Below are 16,654 nucleotides of genomic sequence, written 5' to 3'. Positions count from 1 at the left end.
TTACGCCGGTTATGGGTAAAGCGATTCCTTGGCCCAGCCATTGCCCTCTCGCAGGAAGACGCAGCGGCTGTGCAAGCGGAAGTCGCCCTCCTGCCAGAACTCGATGCGCTCGGGCCAGACGACGAAGCCGGTCCAGTGCGGCGGGCGCGGCACCACGTCGGGGAAGCGCGCTTCAAACTCGGCGGTGCGTCGGTCCAGCTCGGCGCGGCTGGAGAGTGGCTGGCTCTGCTTCGAGGCCCATGCGCCGATCTGGCTCATGCGCTGGCGTTGGCGGAAGTAGGCATCGACGTCGGTTCCGGGCAGCTCGGTGACCGTGCCCTCGATGCGGACCTGGCGGCGGCGCGACTTCCAGTGGAAGCAGAGCGCGACGTGGCTATTGTGGCGCAGCTCCTGGCCCTTGCGGCTCTCGCCGTTGGTGTAGAAGGAGAAGCCGCGCTCGTCGAGACGCTTCATCAGGACGATGCGCACCGAGGGCCTGCCGTCAGGCGTGGCCGTGGCCAGCGACATGGCGTTCGGGTCGTTCAACTCCGAGTGCTTGGCGTCGTCCATCCAGCGGCGGAACAGGGCAAAGGGATCGAGCGCCTGGTCCAGCGGAACGCCGCAACGTCCTTCGATAACTTCCATCGTCATACTCCAACTGTAGTCTTCTAGATCAGCAAGTCTACAGCGTAAGCAGGCTTGATGGCAGTGAAAGTGTTTTACAGCCCGTCGAACATGTCTGTGCTGAACTGGGCGGCCCGCAGATCGCACGTGGCCATCAGGGTGTAGACCTCGGTGTCGCCGTGCTTTTCGAAGATGTGCCGGGTCTTCTCCATCAGGGGAGCCTGCGAGACGTGCTGGGCGAAGGCCTCCTGCTTGAGCGCCAGGACGCTGGATATATCGAGCGTGAGCGTCCACGGGGCGGGCATGGGGGCGGCGCGCTCTTCCATAAAGAAGTTCGTGGTGACGTGGAAGAGGCGGCTGGCGTGGTGCGTGGGGCCAGCCTCGTGGAAGCGTTTGGCGCTGGCGGCCCAGTGGTAGGCGGCGGTGGTGATGGCCGAGACCATCGTGTGATCGGGATGCGTGTTCATGCCGCCGTCGGCCCCGAAGGTGACGACGACGTCGGGCCGGAACTCGCGGATGCGCTCGACGATGCGACCGGCGGCGACCGAGAACTCGGCGAACTCGAGCTGGGCGTCCTGATAGTCGAGCAGCTCGTGCCGGGCCACGCCGAGCACCTTGCAGGAGTTGGCAAACTCTTCGCGGCGCATACGGCCCAGCTCCTCGCAGCTAGAGGAGCAGCCGCGATTGGTGGCGGCCTGTCCGTCGGTCAGGCAGACGACATAGGTCTCGACTCCCTGCGAGGCGGCCAGAGCGAGTGCTCCGCCGAAGGCATAGCACTCATCATCCGGGTGGGCTACGACACACATCAGCTTCAATCCCAAACTGCGGCCTCCAGATTATTAAAGTTTTCAAACAGAAGTTCACTGCTGGCTTGAGGCTCAAGCTCGGGGCAGACGGCGCGGACCGGCGCGAAGCTGCGGCGGTGGAGCGGCGTCGCGCCGTGGGCGATAAGGGCGCGGCGGTGCTCCGGCGTGCCGTAACCCTTGTGCGAGCTGAGGCCGTACTCGGGGTGCCGCTCATGCAGCTCGCACATACGAGCGTCGCGGTGAACTTTGGCTACGACGGAGGCGGCGGCGATGGAGAGGCTGAGCGAATCGCCGTAGATGAGCCGGGTCTGGGCGCAGGGGTGGTCGAGCCGCATGGCGTCGATCAGCAGATGGTCCGGCTGCACAGAGAGCCCGGCGACGGCGGCCAGCATGGCCAGCCGGGTGGCCTGGTAGATGTTGACGCGGTCGATGGTCTCGGCGTCGATCTCGGCCACGCTGATGGCGATGGCCATGCCGCGAATCGTCTGGTCGAGCGACTCGCGCTGCTCCTGCGTGAGCTGTTTGGAGTCGGTGAGCCCGGCATCGGCGAGTATGGAGATGCTCTCCGGCAGGATGACGGCGGCGGCGACCACCGGGCCGAAGAGGGCTCCGCGTCCCACCTCGTCCACCCCGGCGATAGAGCGTGCCCCGCGATAGCGCAGCGCCTGCTCAGGGGCGTCGCTGCACACCAGCTGCTTCAGCATCTTCTGCTTGTCGGCGGCCTTGGCGAACGTCTTTTTGCGGGTTTGGCCGGGATTGGCGGTGGATGCCATTCTTAGAGTTTACAGCGCGCCATCTGGCACCCGGCAGAGTCGCGATTAATTCGGCAGTTCCGAGGGGCAACTGCGTTCGAGCCGGGCGGAGACGCGGCTGTCGACGACTACCGCCGTAGCCTCCCACACTGGGCCTCCCGGAGGAGCGGCGAAGCGGAAGGGCGTGGCTCGGGCGAGATTGGATTTGAGGATCTGGCCGGGCTGCAACTGTGTGATAGCTGACGCCAGCACGCGGAAGGGAGGGAGCCGCAGCGTCACCGGCTGGACTACCTCGCTAAGGCGGCGCTCGAGGATCTCGCGGGTGGCGGGTGGCTGGATTCGCTGGCTGTCATGGCGGTCGATCTCGCGGAGCACCACATCCGAGACCGCCGTGGCGAAGGCCATCTGGAAGGTGCCCTGGATGTTGCCGATCTGCACCTCGTAGATAAAGGAGAGAACGTTCTCCGAGTGCGTAAAGAAGCGGGCGGCGTTGGCGCGCGGCACCTCGGACTCGAAGTCGGCGACGAGCTTGCAGGTGATCCACATGTGGTTCATCTCGGCGCAGATCATGGAGAAGAGGATGTTCACGAGGGCAATGTCGATCTGGGTGATATCGCGCTTGGCTCCGGTGCCGGTGATGTCGGTCAGGCCGCCGAGGCCCAGGTTGACGACCGGCTCTACCAGCGCGAGGTCGAGCGCGAAGAGCACGCGGGAGTCGGGTGAGCGGAAGCGGCACTGGCCGAAGTGCGAGGACTCGATGGCGATGGTCTCGAGCAGGTTCTGGTAGAGGCAGCGCTCGGCCGCGGTCATGGAGATTCGGATCGAGGCCCCGAGCCAGGCCGAGAGCTTGAGGCTGAGCGAGCGCGAGAACGCCTGGTTCAGGCCGAAGAGCATGGCCATCTGCTCGGCGTTGATGGACTTGCGATCGGCGAAGTTGACGGGCTCGGCGGCTTCGGCTGCACTGGCCGGGCTGAAGGGAGCGTCGAGGGGCTGACCGGGCTGCTGATCTTGTTGAGCTTGTTGATCCATGCCGGGAGTCAGTGCAAGTTATCGGCCTTGCGCGGCGGGGAGAGATTAGATCCGTCTAACGGCCCGTCGAACGAGAAGGTCTTTGGATTGCTCTCAAGTCTGTAAACAGTGGAGGCAGTGGGGGATGAACGGGATCGCTGGCGCGGTGGATTCAGCAGCAAATGGGGCGGCTCTGGTGGGTGTCGAGCCAAGCAGCGCGCTGGCGTCGTTCAGCGGGGGCACGGAGGGAGCGGAGCAGCCTCAGGAGCAGGTGCCTGCGCGCCCTGTTGAAGAGCAGCGCTGGCAGGTCTGTTCGCGGCTGCCGGTGCAGTTGGTGGTTACGATTCCGCTGCCGCCGCTCTCTCTGAAGGAACTGGTCGAGCTGCGGGAGGGTCAGGTAATGCTCTCTTCGTGGCTGTCGCGGGACGACGTGCCTCTGCTGGCTGAGGAGGTCTTTCTGGCCAACGTCTCGTTCGAGCCGGCGGGGAGTTATCTGGGCGTGCGCATCAGCGGCTTCCAGAGGAAGTCGGCAGGCGCGGCGGAGATGGTGCAACTATACGGGAAGACGCGAGGGGTGCTGGCCGAGGGAGACACCGATGCGGATCACACCTTGAACGACATACGTCTGCCCGCGTCGCTCTGCTTCGGTTCGAAGACCATGCTGCTGCACCAGATCATGGACCTTACCGCGGGGGATGCGATCGTGCTGGAGCGGGCGGTCCACGCGCCGGTCAATATTCTGGTGGGCCGCAGGATTGTGGCCTTCGGGGAGCTGATCTCGGTGCGAGGCTACTACGGGGTGAAGCTGACGAAGCTGGCCGAGCCGGCCCGGAGGCTGAGGGAGTCGCAGGCGCAGTTCTAAATCGGAGTCTTTTTGTCGGAGATATCGCCTAAAGGGCAGCAAATCGCTTAATATGGACGAATGAGCGAAACGTTAGAGACCGCGCCCGCGGGTGCGGGTCATGCGCAGAAATATACCAGGAACAACCCCTTTATCGCCGATGTGCGAGTGAACGAGCTGCTGACGGCGGAGGGCTCCGAGAAGGAGACCCGGCACATTGAACTGTCTCTGGAAGAGGGCATGGAGTACACGCCCGGAGACGCGGTCGGCATCATCCCGACCAACCGCGAAGAGGCCGTGGCCGAGGTGCTGAAGGCGCTGGGCGCGAAGGGCGACGAGCGCGTTCTGGATCATTACAAGGTCGAGATTTCGCTGCTCGAGGCGCTGGAGACGCGGCTGGCGATCGGCAAGCTGACGCGCAGCAGTGTGGGCCAGTTGGCGAAGCTCAACCCGACGGTCGAGGGCCTGAAGGCGATGGCCGGTCCGGACAACAAGGCTCGGGCCGAGGAGTACTGCTACGGGCGCGAGTTCATCGACCTGCTGACGGACTTTCCGGGGACGATCACGGCTCCGCAGCAGCTTTTTCAGGTGCTGGCGCGTTTGACGCCGAGGATGTACTCAATCGCCTCCAGCCAGGCGATGCACCCGGATGGGGTGCAGACCACGGTCCGCGTGGTGCGCTACGACGCGCACGGACGCAACCGCCAGGGGCTGGCGAGCGGGCACCTGGGCGAGCGCGCTCCGGTAGGCGGCAGGATGCCGATCTTCCTGCACGCGAACAACCAGTTCCGTTTGCCGGAGGACACGTCGGCTCCGGTGATTATGATCGGGCCGGGAACGGGCATTGCTCCGTTCCGCTCGTTCCTTGAGGAGCGCAAGGCCACCGGGCAGCCGGGCGACAACTGGCTGTTCTTTGGCGAGCAGCGTGCGGCGCTGGACTTCCTGTACAAGGACGAGCTTGAGGCCATGCACAAGGAAGGCGTGCTGACGCGGCTGGATACGGCGTTCTCGCGCGACCAGGCGAAGAAGGTCTACGTGCAGGACCGTATGCAGGAACAGGCTGCGGAGCTGTACAACTGGCTCGAGCGCGGAGCTTACTTCTACGTCTGCGGCGACGCGACCCGGATGGCCAAGGACGTGGAACTGGCTCTGCTGGACGTGATCGCGAAGGGTTCGAACGGCACGCTGGAACACGCCAACGAATACCTGACGGCGATGAAGAAGGACAAGCGGTATCAGCGGGACGTCTACTAACCGGCGTTCAATTTTGTGAAGCGCGGCTCTGGTCTCCGGAGCCGCGTTTTGCTGTTTGAGGGAATCTCTTCCCCAAAGGACATCACTCTAATGGCGATATCGTCGCTGCTCCGTGGCCGGCACCAGTCGGGGCGAGTTCGCGGGCACGTCGACGTGGTTGTGGGGATCGTAGCCGGTCATCTCGGCGCGGTTGGTGACCAGCGGCCCGGTGTCGCGGACGGTGCCGCGGAGGCCCGTGGTATGCGCGAAGTTGGGTAGGTGGGAGCCGTTGCAGCCCGTGGTGGCGGCCAGAAGCAGGAGAAGAGTGGTAGAAGGCTTGAACAGAGACATGGTAATGCTCCAGTCATTTCATTCGAAAAGACAATAAGCCCGCCGCGGCATCGTGTGAGTGTGCCGCGCATGAGTAAAGACGTGTAATTTATAGCGAAAGTTGCGGACTGCTGACAACTTTCGCGCAGAATACCGGCCAACATCCACCTCATCGGCGGACGTGCCGGGACTTGGCGGCGTGTGCGAGTTTTGAGCAACCGCTGTTGTGGATAGCCGGAACCACCGCGACGCATTTAAGCTGGAGGAATGGCGAATGACAAGCGTAAACGGATCGGTGTGCATCTTGGAACGACGGGCGGGGCCTGGACGGCAGTGAACCGGGCGGTGGAGGCTGGGGCGAACACCTTCCAGATCTTCTCCTCGAGCCCGCGGCAGTGGAAGGCGGCTCCCGTGAAGCCGGAGGACGCGGCCAAGATGAAGGCGCTGCGGGCGCAGCATGACATCGGGCCGGTGGCGATCCACGCCAGCTACCTCATCAACCTGTGCAGCCAGACCGAGAGTGTGCGGGTGAACGCGACGGCCGCCTTCCGGGGCGAGGTGGAGCGTGCGCTGGCGCTGGGGGCCGAGTATCTGGTGCTGCATCCGGGAAGCTGGAAGGGGCTGACGCGGGATGAGGGGCTGCGGCTGGCGGCGGAGTCCATCGAACGGGCCATCGACGGGCTGCCGTGGCAGGATCACGACTTTAGAATCCTGATCGAGAACACGGCTGGCGCGGAGTTTTCGCTCGGCGGCAAGCTGGAGCAGGTGGCCGAGTTGGTGGAGTGTCTGAAGGCCTGCGCGCCGGTGGCGGTCTGCCTCGATACCTGCCATGTTCATGTGGCGGGGTACGATATCGTCTCGGCCGACGGCTATATCGAGACGATGAAGCTGGTGGGCGACACGGTGGGCTTCGACGCGGTGAAGGTGTGGCACTGCAACGATGCCAAGGCTCCGTTTGGGTCGAAACTGGACCGGCACGAGCATATCGGCGAGGGGACTATCGGGGCGGAGGCGTTCCGGAGACTGCTGCACGATAAGCGGTTTGCAGGCGCGGCGTTTATCGCGGAGACGCCGGTGGATGCGCCGGGAGATGAGGCTCGGAATGTGGGCGTGCTGAGGACGCTGGCTGCGGGCTGAGAGAACTCTTCCAACCCTGTAGAGCTGCGTGCTAGGATGAGGCCGCCAGATTCGTTGCAGGAAGGGGGCTAAGTTGTCAGAGCGATCAGAAACCCTCGCTGACGATCCATTCGGTGGCCGGAACCCAACCAGCCACGAGCGGATGACGGGAGTGCCCTGGGATGCGTCGTACCACAACGGCCCTGCCCCCTGGGATATTGGTCAGCCTCAGCCGGAGATCGCTCGGCTGGCATCCGAGGGCGGATTTGCCGGAGCGGTGCTCGATGTAGGCTGCGGGACCGGTGAGCACTCTCTTCTTGCCGCCGCGATGGGACTGCCGGTTCTGGGAGTCGACGTAGCCGAGACGGCGCTGGCGATGGCCCGGAAGAAGGCTGTCGACCGTGGGGTCAAGGCGGAGTTTGCTGTGGCGGACGCGCTCCATCTGGAACGTCTGGACCGCAGCTTCAGGACGGTACTGGACTGCGCGCTGTTCCACACCTTCAACGCGGACGAGCGGCCAGAGTATGTGGCAAGTCTGGCATCGGTAGCCGAGCAGGGCGGAACCCTGTATGTATTGTGCTTCAGCGACGAGGGGCCGGGTGTCGGCCCGCACCCCGTCCGCCGGGAAGAGCTGATAGCGGCGTTCCCACCCGGCAGCGGATGGCAGATCGCCTCCATAAAACCGGGCCGGATGCAGACGAGAATCCACGATAACGGAGCGTCGGCCTGGCTGGCGACCATTAAGCGGATCTAAGCCGAAGCAAAGTGCAAGGGTGTTTCAACGCAGGGTGTCCAGGTGAAAGCTCTGTGTGTACGGCTCGACGGGGAAGCCGTTCTCTTTCCATGCGCCCAGTCCGCCGCGCAGCAGCTTGATGCGGGTAAAGTTCAGGCTGAGGGCGCGTCCGATGATCTTGCGGCTGGTCTTGTCGCCGGGGCAGGTGCAGTAGACGATGGCGTCCTTATCCTGTGGCACCAGCTCCGGGTTGGCGAGGATCTCCTGGGGTGCGATGCGTTGCGCGCCGGGGATGATGGTGGAGTCGGCCAGCAGGTCGAGCGGCAAGCGGACGTCCAGCAGGAGAACGTCGGGGTTCGATTTGAGCATACGGGCGAGTTCCTGCGGGGAGACGGTGTAGCGTTCCAGCTCCTCCCGGTCGCGGACACGTTTGCGCCAGACGAGCAGCGCGGCGACGAGGATGAGGGCAAGGATGATGAGGGCGAGGGTCACGGTCTGTGCTCCTTAATTACTGCCTGCATGTGTGATTGTCGCCGAGGCTCTCAGGATTCTTTGATGTAAGCCATGCGTAGCAGGGAAGTTACAGCCGAGCGGTACAATGAAGATGCGATGAGTGAGCAAATTTTAGATGAAAACGGCGGGAAAACCGCTACGACGATTGAAACATCTGCCGAGCAGGGCGGAGCGCAGCGGTATGCACCGGCCGAGATCGAGCCGAGATGGCAGGCTGTTTGGGACGCGGACGAGACGCTCTACGCCGCCGAGCCGCACGACTCGGGCAAGCCGAAGTACTACTGCCTGGAGATGCTGCCGTACCCGAGCGGGCAATTGCACATCGGGCATGTGCGCAACTATGCCATCGGCGACGCGCTGGCGCGATTCATGTGGATGCGTGGCCACAACGTTCTACATCCGATGGGCTGGGATGCGTTCGGGCTTCCTGCCGAAAACGCCGCGCTCAAGAATCATGTGCCGCCGCGGGAGTGGACGCTCTCGAACATCGCGGCCATGCGCAAGCAGTTCCAGCGCCTGGGTATGAGCTTCGACTGGTCGAGCGAGGTGACGACCTGCCTGCCGGATTACTACCGCTGGAACCAGTGGTTCTTCCTGAAGATGTTCGAGGCGGGCCTTGCCTACCGCAAGAAGAGCAAGGTGAACTGGTGCCCGAAGTGCTGCACCGTGCTGGCCAACGAGCAGGTCATCAACGGCCGTTGCTGGCGGCACGAGGACACGCTGGTCGAGCAGCGCGACCTGACCCAGTGGTTCCTGCGCATCACCAAGTATGCGGACCAGTTGCTGGACGGGCTCGATAAGCTCGAGGGCTGGCCCGAGAAGGTGCGGACGATGCAGCGCAACTGGATCGGGCGCAGCGAGGGCACCTTCGTGGACTTCAACGTCGTGGCCTCGGGCGAGACGGTGAAGGTCTTCACGACGCGCGTGGACACGATCTACGGCGCGACCTCGGTACAGCTTGCCCCGGAGCATCCGGTGGCTAAGGCCTTTGCCGCGACTAATCCCGAGCTGGCCGCGCAGATTGAAGAGATGCTGGCGCAGCAGAAGGCTGCCCGCGAGGCCGGGGATATCGGCGCTATCGAAAAGCACGGCGTGGCCACGGGACGGTTCGCGGTGAACCCCTTCAACGGCGAACAAGTACCTGTTTGGGTTGCAAATTACATCCTTGCGGACTACGGCACGGGCGCGATCATGAGCGTTCCGGCGCACGATGAGCGCGACTTCGAGTTTGCTTCGAAGTATGGCCTGCCCATTCGCCGCAGCATTGCTCCGGCTGGAGCAACAGAAGAGCCCGCGTTGCCTTATACCGGCGAAGCAGAGGCTGTGCTGATCGACTCGGGTGAGTGGACCGGCATGGCGTGCCTTGAGGCTCAGGAGAAGATGGCCGCCTTCGCGAAGGCCAGCGAATTTGGCACTCCGACGGTTACATATCGCCTGAAAGATTGGGGCGTAAGCCGCCAACGCTACTGGGGAACGCCGATCCCGATGGTCTACTGCACCAGCGGCAAGTGCGACCCCGAGCAGCCTCAGCCGGCGCCGGAGAATTCGTTACCGATTTTGTTACCTGAACAGATCGCCATCACGCAGGAGGGCGGCTCGCCGCTGGGCCGTGTGCCCGAGTTCGTGAATACGACCTGCCCGACCTGCGGCGGAACGGCCCGGCGCGAGACCGACACGATGGATACCTTCGTGGACTCGAGCTGGTACTTCTACCGCTACACCGACTCGAAGAACACGACGGCTCCGTTCGACTCCGAGAAGGTGGCCTACTGGTTCCCGATCGACCAGTACATCGGCGGCGTCGAACACGCGATCCTGCACCTCATCTACTCGCGCTTCTGGACGAAGGTGATGCGCGACCTCGGCCTGATCGTGAACGATGAGCCTGCCGAACGTCTGTTCACGCAGGGCATGGTCATCAAGGACGGCGCAAAGATGTCTAAGTCGCGCGGCAACGTGATCTCGCCCGACCTGATGATCGAGCGTTACGGCGCGGACGCGACGAGGATGTACGCGCTCTTCGCGGCCCCGCCGGATCGCGACCTGGAGTGGCAGGAGGAAGGCGTCGCGGGCATCTCGCGCTTCCTGAGCCGCGTGTATACGCTGGTGCGGCGTGCTCCCGCTGCTGGCGAGGGCGGCGAACCCGGTGATGCCGCGCGCAGGCTGCAGCGCAAGACGCACCAGACCATCGCCAAGATCACCTGGGACTTCGACGGGCGCTGGCACTTCAACACGACCATCGCGGCCATCATGCAGTTGGTGAACGAGGCGTATCTGGTTGAGGCGGAGGTCGCCTCCACGAGCCCCGAGATATGGGGCGAGACGATGCGGGTGCTGGTCCAGTTGATCGCACCCTTTGCGCCTTATCTCGCGGCGGAGCTGTGGCAGCAGGTCGGTGACGGCGGCGTGGTCTTCCGCTCGCCGTGGCCGGTTGCGAACGAGGAGATGGCTAAGGAGGACGAGATCGAGGTGCCGGTGCAGGTGAACGGCAAGCTCGTCACCGTGGTGCGGCTGGCCGCGGGCAGCGACGAGGCCGCGATCAAGGAAGCCGCGGTCGCGGACGAGAAGGTGACGGGCCGCGTCGTGGGCAAGACCGTCGTGAAGGTGATCGTGGTGCAGGGCAAGCTCGTCAACCTGGTCGTGAAGTAGTGGCGACCTCGCAGGCAAGCCGAGAGGTTCGGGGGACGCAGTCGTTCGTGCGGACGTTGACGCTATGCTGGCAGCATCCGTCGCTGACGGGGCTCGAGATCGCGTGGCGCTGGATCTTCGGCGCGCCTGCGCTGGCTCTGGTGCTTGTGAAGGTCCAGCGGGTGCTGGTGCGGTACACCGGCGACGGCTTCGACCTGACTCGTCTGGGGCTGGACCGCAAACTGATGGGCGATCCGGTCGGTGCGCTGACCGCCGACCCCATGGGCGTGGTCAGCCGGTTTACGGCGGCTGCGGGAGTTGTGCTACCGGATTTGTTACATATTGCCGCGTGGCTCGCGCCGCTGCTGGTGGCGGTGTGGATCGTCGTTTCGTCGCTGGGCCGGACGCTGGTTCTGCGGCGTGCCGATCCGGCTCTCAAAGGGCGTCCCGCGACCCTGATGGTGTTGCAGACGATCCGCATGGTGGCCCTCGTAGCCAGCTTTGGCCTGTGGTTCTGGTGCCTGCGGACGGCGGCGCGGGTGTGCGTGGAAGGTCCCATCGCGGCGGCACAGGAGCCGAATCTGGTGGGTTACTGTGCGCTGGTAATCATCTCGAGCCTGGTGCTGTTCGTCCTGTGGGGCGCGGTGAGCTGGGCTTTCTCCATGGCTCCGCTGCTGGCAATGAAGCGTGGGCTGGGCGTCGCCGGGGCGCTGAAGGCCGCGACCGAGCTGGGGCCGGTGAAGGGCAAGCTGGTCGAGATCAACCTCGTGATGGGGATCGTGAAGATCGCGCTGATCGTGCTGGCGATGGTCTTTTCGGCCTGTCCGCTACCCTTTGAGAGCGTGACGACGCCGGAGTTTCTGTTCTGGTGGTGGGTTGGAGCCGGGGTGTTTTACGTGGTGGCCTCGGACTTCTTCCATGTGGCCCGGCTGGTCGCTTATCTGGAATTATGGCGGGTTTACGAGGTATAAAGGGCACTTCGCACCGGTTACACTAACTAGGTGGATACCTCGACGATTGTCATTCTGGATTTTGGCTCGCAATATACGCAGCTAATTGCGCGGAGGATACGTGAGTTCAACGTCTTCTCCGTGGTTTTGCCGTGCACGGCCTCGCTGGAGCAGATCAAGGCGCTGAACCCGAAGGGAGTCGTGCTCTCGGGTGGCCCCTGCTCGGTGTACGACGCGGACGCCCCGGCGGCGGACCCGAAGGTGCTGGAGCTGGGTGCGCCGGTGCTGGGCATCTGCTATGGATTGCAGTTCATCACGCACCACCTGGGCGGACGGGTGGAGAGTGCGGATCAGCGCGAGTACGGCCATGCGACAGTGTCCGTCGTGGCCGAGACACCGCTCTTCCACGGGCTTCCGGCCGAGCTGGATGTGTGGATGTCGCACGGCGATCACGCGGTGGAGCTGCCTGCGGGCTTTGCCCTGACGGCTAAGACCGCGAGTGCAGTGGCGGGTATCGCCAATGAGGCGAGGAAGATCTACGCCGTGCAGTTTCATCCCGAGGTCGCGCACACACGGCAGGGAATGGAGTTGCTGAAGAACTTCGCCATCGACATCTGCGGCTGCTCGGCTGACTGGACGCCGGAGCACTTTATCCAGAGCACGGTGGCGCGGGTGCAGGAGCAGGTCGGCAATGGGCACGCCATCTGTGGGCTCAGCGGCGGAGTCGATTCGTCGGTGGCAGCGGTGCTGGTGGCCAGGGCTATCGGCGACCGGCTGACGTGCATCTTCGTCAACAACGGCGTGCTGCGCAAGGACGAGTTTGCCAAGGTGCAGTCGACCATGCGAGAGCAGCTCGGGCTGAACGTGGTCGCGGTCGATGCGTCGGAGCGGTTCCTGTCGAAGCTGGCGGGCGTGACCGATCCCGAGCAGAAGCGCAAGGTGATCGGCAACGAGTTTATTGCCGTCTTCGACGACGAGGCCAAGAAGATCTTCGAGGCCGAGAAGAGTTCGGGCGAGGAGATCGCGTGGCTGGTGCAGGGAACCCTGTACCCCGACGTGATCGAAAGCTCGAGCGTGAAGGGGCCGTCGCAGACGATCAAGAGCCACCATAACGTCGGCGGTCTGCCGGCGGATATGAAGCTGAAGCTGATCGAGCCGCTGCGCGACCTCTTCAAGGACGAGGTGCGCCGGATTGGGCGTGACCTGGGGATGCCGGACGAGATCATCGATCGCCAGCCGTTCCCCGGACCGGGGCTTGCGGTGCGGATTCTTGGCGAGGTGACGGCGGAGCGGGTCGCGATTCTTCAGGAAGCCGACCAGATCGTCGTGGACGAGATCAAGAAGGCCGGGCTGTACAAGCAGGTGTGGCAGAGCTTTGCGGTACTGCTTCCGGTCAAGTCGGTGGGCGTGATGGGCGACCAGCGGACGTACGCGAACACCTGCGCAATCCGCGCGGTCGAGAGCGAGGACGGCATGACGGCGGACTGGGCTCCGCTGCCGTATGAGCTGCTGCGGACGATCTCGAGCCGGATCATCAGCGAAGTGCGGGGCATCAACCGCGTGGTCTATGACATTACATCGAAGCCGCCCGGAACGATTGAGTGGGAGTAAGGGAATTCCCCTTACTCTCCACCTCCGGCAGCGGTCGGGCGAGCGGTTCTGATGAAGTTGATGACCAGATCCACGGTGTGGGTGTCGGGGTCCGCGTAGGCCTTGAAGCTGGCGGAGTAGCCCTCGAACGAGCGTAGCGCGGTGTTGTTCTTGATGAAGCCTGCTACGTACTCGGGGTTATAAATCTCACCGGGCTTCAAGAGGAAGTTGCGATCGAAGTCACCGCGAGCGACAGGGTCGAGATTGTTTGGGGTGACCTCGTGGATCCGGTAGGGTTCGCCCGGCTGGACGCTGACGGTGTAGGCGACCTGATGTGCGGTCGTGTCGAAGGTGGGCGTTGCTTCGATGACCACATCCATGTAGCCTTTGCGGCGGTACGCGGCGTCTATGGGCGCGAGAGACGCGATCAGGGCGGTGCGCGAGGCCAGATCACCCGGGTGTATCTTCGTCGCGGCATTAAAGTCAGCGGTGGAGAATAAGGGCATTCCCGCGTAGGTGATGCCGGAGACGTGGAAGACCTCGCCCGCGTCCAGCTTCGCCGATAGGACAATGCCGATCGAGCCGTCGGCCGCCGTCGTGGGAGCCGGGACAACGTCCGTGAGTGTTGCCTGAGCGTAACCCGCATCCAGCAGTGGAGCCAGAATACGATTGGCCGTGGTTACGTCCGCCGGGCCTTCGGTGTAGCGGGTGCGTGCGGTCGAATTGACGGATTTCTGGACGAGAGGCACGAGGTCGGGCGTTACACCGGCGAGTTTGATATTGGCGACCCGGATCGTTGGCCTGTCGATGCTGAAGGTCACGGCGCGCTCGGGGTGGCGGAGAGTCGGCTCGAAGGTGTCGTAGTGGACCTCGGCGTTGATCGACTTGGCAGCGAGAGCCTCTGTGAGAGCGGCTTTGATCTCCTCGTTATGGGGGCTGTTCTCGGGCAAGCGGTCGATGAAGAGCGGTACCTTGGCCTTGACGGCGGCTTCGATTTCGTCGTGGCTGAGCCAGATGAAGTTTTCGAAGCCGACGTGCAGCATATGGTCGAGCGGGGTGGGCTTGACGCTGAACTGGACCGTGATGGCTGAGGTCTTGCCGTCGAGTGTGGCGCCAACATCGTTGAAGTAGCCGGTGTTGGCGAGGCGCTGGGCGGCGGAGTTAAGATCCGCTGCAGTAAAGCTGGTTCCGGCGTGGATGCCGGACGCATCCTCCAACTGCTTCTGGGTAAAGCTACCCATCTCGCTGAACTGGACACGCTGGGCTGTATAAGTCTGGGCGAAAGAAGTGGCGGAGAGGCACAGAAGAGCGAGCGGGACAAGGCGAAAACTTAGCATGAATACAGTTCCTGAATACGGCTCTGAGGGGTTCAGGTTGGAAGGATATTGCTGATTGGAGTGAGCGTGGTGTCAGCTTACCGGAGACGCGGGTAGGCGGCAAGCCCATTGCAGGTTAAATGCCAATGCCGAGGCGATGGCCTCGGCATTGGAGAAGAGCGGATTGGGGTTACAGCTCGGCGAGCGAGGATGCACCGAACTTGGTGTACCAGGGGGTAGCGGCTTCGAGGGCCTTGTTGACGTTGCCGATATTCTCGACGCCGGTCGATTCGAGCCACTCCTTGAAGGCCGCCGCGCCCTGCTTGGCGTAGATCGGGATGCCGTCCTTCCAGGTGGCACGGCCGCAGAGGACGCCGTTGAACTTGGTGCCGGACTCGCCCGCCAGTTCGAGGGTCTCGATGAAGGTGGGGTTCGAGACGCCCGCCGAGAGGTAGATGAAGGGCTTGTGCGTCATGGTCTCGGCATCGCGGAAGTGCTGCAGAGCCTGGGCGCGGGTGTAGGCCTCTTCGCCCTTGAAGCTCTTGGTGCCGGAGACGTAGGCCATCTCGACCGGGACCTCGACCTTGAGCACGTCCACGTTGTAGCGGGCCTTGCCGAACTCGGCCATGGAGCCGGAGACGATCTCGGGCTTCTTCTTGGCGTAGGCCAGGGACTTCTCATCGCCGCCCTCGGCGTCGTAGCCGACGAACTCGAGGAAGAAGGGGATGTCGTGCGCGATGCACTCGTCGCCGATGCGCTCGATCCAGGCGTGCTTCAGGTCGTTGACGGCGGTCTTCTCGAAGGGGGTGTAGTAGAGCAGGATCTTGACGCAGTCCGCGCCCGCTTCCTTCAGGCGGCGGACGGACCAGACGTCGAGCAGGTCGGGCAGGCGGCCGGGAGTGGCGGCGTCGTAGCCGGTCTTCTCATAGGCGAGCAGTAGGCCGGCGGAGTTGCGGTTCTTCGCGGCCTCGAGGCCGAACTCGGGGTCGAGCAGGATGGCCGAGGCGTGGCGGGTGAGGACGTCGGTGACGAGGGTCTTGAACTCGGCCAGGTCGTCGGCGCTGACGGCGCTGCCGCGCTCCTTGGAGAGGGATTTCTGCAGCGAGCCGCGCTGATCCATGGCGGCGGCTGCGATGACGCCGCGGGCGTCCGAGACGGCCTTGAGGCCTGCGATTTTTCCGGGGGTCGGCTTCATAAGCGGAACTTCTCCTGTGTTGAAACAATTCGGTCTTCGGGGAGATTGTATACGGCGGCGGGAGAGTCTTGGAACTTTCGGGCGGTACTCGGACAGGGGGAAAGCCGGGGAGATGAGCGATTTTGACGGTTAATTGACGATCTGAGGGAGCAGCCCCCGAAGGGGCTTACTCTTCCTGCGACAGGGAAAACTTGTGGCGGACGTCGGAGCCGCGAATCCAGAAGATGACGTCCTCGGCGATGTTGGTGGCGTGGTCGGCCGCCCGCTCGAGGTTGCGGCTGATGATGATGGCGTTCAGGCTCTGCTCGGCGACCTGGGGATGCTGCTGCATCACCTCCATCAGCTCGGTCTGGACGCTGCGGTTCATCTCGTCGATCTCGTCGTCCATGGCGATGACGTTTTCGGCTAGCTTGGCGTCGGCCTCGAGCAGCGCCTGGATGGCTCTGCGGATCATGACGCCGACCTTCGAGCCCATCTCCTCGATATCGACGGGCAGGGAGATGGCGGGCTTGTCGTCGAGCGCCATGGCGCGCTGGGCGATGTTTGAGGACTGGTCGCCGATGCGCTCGAGGTCGCCGTTGATCTTGATGACCGAGAGGATGAAGCGCAGGTCGATCGCCATCGGCTGCTCCTTGGCGAGCAGATCGTAGGCCATCTCGTCGACCGAGGTCTCGGCGGCGTTGATGGCGGCCTCGATCTCCTTGACGTGGGCGCAGAGGCCGAGGTCGCGGTTCAGGTAGGCCTCGACGGAGAACTCGAGCGCCTGCTGGGAGAGCGCGGCCATGGCGAGGAGCTTGTCCTTGAGGGCTGCCAGTTGCTGGTGAAAATTAATCCGCGGCATTGTTCTATTGTGATGCAAGAGCCGTTGGGAAGTAATGAATATTTGAGACTTAGGGAGCGGGGAACCTGATTTGGGACTCTATGGCCTCTGTAAATAAGGCAAAGGCAAGAGCAAGGCGAAACGGGGAAAAAGGGATAAAAAGGATAAGAGAGATAAAACAATCCATTTACTCTCGTCCGATTCTCATTCACTTATCCCT

16 protein-coding genes are annotated in these 16,654 nt (G+C 63.5%); 7 read left to right on the top strand and 9 right to left on the bottom strand.

Annotated features, from left to right (window positions below):
• Positions 1 to 9 precede the first annotated feature (9 nt).
• From pdxH to FTO74_RS11345, 4 genes are all read right to left on the bottom strand, one after another.
• Positions 10 to 630, bottom strand: a complete 621-nt coding sequence (pdxH, locus tag FTO74_RS11360) for a pyridoxamine 5'-phosphate oxidase (protein WP_255462206.1) — start codon at positions 628 to 630, stop codon at positions 10 to 12.
• A 68-nt stretch (positions 631 to 698) separates the two neighbouring features.
• Positions 699 to 1,424 (bottom strand): PIG-L family deacetylase, encoded by a 726-nt coding sequence (locus FTO74_RS11355; RefSeq protein ID WP_255462205.1) that lies wholly within the window; start codon positions 1,422 to 1,424, stop codon positions 699 to 701.
• Complete coding sequence (locus tag FTO74_RS11350; RefSeq protein ID WP_162538256.1) at positions 1,415 to 2,182, bottom strand: ribonuclease HII; 768 nt, start codon at positions 2,180 to 2,182, stop codon at positions 1,415 to 1,417. The genes FTO74_RS11355 and FTO74_RS11350 overlap by 10 nt, the downstream gene beginning before the upstream one ends.
• A 45-nt stretch (positions 2,183 to 2,227) precedes the next feature.
• Entirely contained in the window at positions 2,228 to 3,190 is a 963-nt protein-coding gene (locus FTO74_RS11345) for a hypothetical protein (RefSeq protein WP_162538255.1), read from the bottom strand.
• 124 nt (positions 3,191 to 3,314) lie between these two features.
• Between FTO74_RS11345 and FTO74_RS11340 the strand changes: the two genes are divergently transcribed.
• Both FTO74_RS11340 and FTO74_RS11335 read left to right on the top strand, forming a co-directional pair.
• Entirely contained in the window at positions 3,315 to 4,031 is a 717-nt protein-coding gene (locus tag FTO74_RS11340; RefSeq protein ID WP_162538254.1) for a FliM/FliN family flagellar motor switch protein, read from the top strand.
• Between the two features lie 60 nt (positions 4,032 to 4,091).
• Positions 4,092 to 5,264, top strand: coding sequence for an oxidoreductase (locus tag FTO74_RS11335; protein WP_162538253.1), 1,173 nt, complete (start codon positions 4,092 to 4,094; stop codon positions 5,262 to 5,264).
• Between the two features lie 87 nt (positions 5,265 to 5,351).
• Here FTO74_RS11335 and FTO74_RS11330 read toward each other — a convergent pair whose 3' ends face one another.
• Complete coding sequence (locus FTO74_RS11330; RefSeq protein WP_162538252.1) at positions 5,352 to 5,594, bottom strand: hypothetical protein; 243 nt, start codon at positions 5,592 to 5,594, stop codon at positions 5,352 to 5,354.
• A 246-nt stretch (positions 5,595 to 5,840) separates the two neighbouring features.
• On the opposite strand from FTO74_RS11330, the gene FTO74_RS11325 reads away from it, so the two are divergent.
• Both FTO74_RS11325 and FTO74_RS11320 read left to right on the top strand, forming a co-directional pair.
• Positions 5,841 to 6,710, top strand: coding sequence for a deoxyribonuclease IV (locus FTO74_RS11325; protein WP_162538251.1), 870 nt, complete (start codon positions 5,841 to 5,843; stop codon positions 6,708 to 6,710).
• Between the two features lie 73 nt (positions 6,711 to 6,783).
• A complete protein-coding gene (locus tag FTO74_RS11320; RefSeq protein ID WP_220399004.1) occupies positions 6,784 to 7,443 on the top strand; it encodes a class I SAM-dependent methyltransferase in 660 nt (219 codons plus the stop codon).
• Between the two features lie 24 nt (positions 7,444 to 7,467).
• On the opposite strand, the gene FTO74_RS11315 is transcribed toward FTO74_RS11320, so the two are convergent.
• Entirely contained in the window at positions 7,468 to 7,914 is a 447-nt protein-coding gene (locus tag FTO74_RS11315; protein WP_162538250.1) for a rhodanese-like domain-containing protein, read from the bottom strand.
• Positions 7,915 to 8,031: 117 nt separating this feature from the next.
• Here FTO74_RS11315 and leuS point away from each other — a divergent pair, with 117 nt between their 5' ends.
• Genes leuS through guaA form a run of 3 tightly spaced genes read left to right on the top strand, consistent with a single transcriptional unit; the run spans position 8,032 to position 13,124 of the window.
• On the top strand, positions 8,032 to 10,584 hold the full coding sequence (leuS, locus tag FTO74_RS11310) for a leucine--tRNA ligase (RefSeq protein ID WP_162538249.1): 2,553 nt from the start codon (positions 8,032 to 8,034) through the stop codon (positions 10,582 to 10,584).
• The gene (locus tag FTO74_RS11305) at positions 10,584 to 11,534 is read left to right on the top strand and encodes a hypothetical protein (RefSeq protein WP_162538248.1); all 951 of its coding nucleotides are present in this window, start codon (positions 10,584 to 10,586) and stop codon (positions 11,532 to 11,534) included. Before leuS ends, FTO74_RS11305 begins: the two co-directional genes overlap by 1 nt.
• 30 nt (positions 11,535 to 11,564) lie before the next feature.
• Positions 11,565 to 13,124: a glutamine-hydrolyzing GMP synthase gene (gene guaA / locus FTO74_RS11300; protein WP_162538247.1), complete on the top strand. Its 1,560-nt coding sequence runs from the start codon at positions 11,565 to 11,567 to the stop codon at positions 13,122 to 13,124.
• An 11-nt stretch (positions 13,125 to 13,135) separates the two neighbouring features.
• Here guaA and FTO74_RS11295 read toward each other — a convergent pair whose 3' ends face one another.
• The 3 genes from FTO74_RS11295 to phoU form a co-directional block, all read right to left on the bottom strand.
• On the bottom strand, positions 13,136 to 14,440 hold the full coding sequence (locus tag FTO74_RS11295; protein WP_162538246.1) for a POTRA domain-containing protein: 1,305 nt from the start codon (positions 14,438 to 14,440) through the stop codon (positions 13,136 to 13,138).
• Positions 14,441 to 14,609: 169 nt separating this feature from the next.
• Positions 14,610 to 15,614 carry a tagatose 1,6-diphosphate aldolase gene (locus FTO74_RS11290; protein WP_162538245.1) on the bottom strand — a complete coding sequence of 335 codons (1,005 nt, stop codon included), beginning with the start codon at positions 15,612 to 15,614 and terminating at the stop codon, positions 14,610 to 14,612.
• Positions 15,615 to 15,780: 166 nt separating this feature from the next.
• On the bottom strand, positions 15,781 to 16,455 hold the full coding sequence (gene phoU, locus FTO74_RS11285) for a phosphate signaling complex protein PhoU (RefSeq protein ID WP_162538244.1): 675 nt from the start codon (positions 16,453 to 16,455) through the stop codon (positions 15,781 to 15,783).
• Positions 16,456 to 16,654: the final 199 nt, after the last annotated feature.

Source organism: Granulicella sp. WH15 (assembly GCF_009914315.1).
In the GTDB taxonomy this organism is placed as follows: Bacteria; Acidobacteriota; Terriglobia; order Terriglobales; family Acidobacteriaceae; genus Edaphobacter.
Note: the sequence above shows the minus strand (reverse complement) of the source record. Positions and strands in the feature narration are given on the sequence as shown.

Bases quoted from the DNA above. Each gene is read 5' to 3' on its own strand.
- pdxH (WP_255462206.1), bottom strand. From the start codon at position 630: ATGACGATGGAAGTTATCGAAGGACGTTGCGGCGTTCCGCTGGACCAG.
- FTO74_RS11350 (WP_162538256.1), bottom strand. From the start codon at position 2,182: ATGGCATCCACCGCCAATCCCGGCCAAACCCGCAAAAAGACGTTCGCC.
- FTO74_RS11345 (WP_162538255.1), bottom strand. From the start codon at position 3,190: ATGGATCAACAAGCTCAACAAGATCAGCAGCCCGGTCAGCCCCTCGAC.
- FTO74_RS11340 (WP_162538254.1), top strand. From the start codon at position 3,315: ATGAACGGGATCGCTGGCGCGGTGGATTCAGCAGCAAATGGGGCGGCT.
- FTO74_RS11335 (WP_162538253.1), top strand. From the start codon at position 4,092: ATGAGCGAAACGTTAGAGACCGCGCCCGCGGGTGCGGGTCATGCGCAG.
- FTO74_RS11330 (WP_162538252.1), bottom strand. From the start codon at position 5,594: ATGTCTCTGTTCAAGCCTTCTACCACTCTTCTCCTGCTTCTGGCCGCC.
- FTO74_RS11325 (WP_162538251.1), top strand. From the start codon at position 5,841: ATGGCGAATGACAAGCGTAAACGGATCGGTGTGCATCTTGGAACGACG.
- leuS (WP_162538249.1), top strand. From the start codon at position 8,032: ATGAGTGAGCAAATTTTAGATGAAAACGGCGGGAAAACCGCTACGACG.
- FTO74_RS11295 (WP_162538246.1), bottom strand. From the start codon at position 14,440: ATGCTAAGTTTTCGCCTTGTCCCGCTCGCTCTTCTGTGCCTCTCCGCC.
- FTO74_RS11290 (WP_162538245.1), bottom strand. From the start codon at position 15,614: ATGAAGCCGACCCCCGGAAAAATCGCAGGCCTCAAGGCCGTCTCGGAC.
- phoU (WP_162538244.1), bottom strand. From the start codon at position 16,455: ATGCCGCGGATTAATTTTCACCAGCAACTGGCAGCCCTCAAGGACAAG.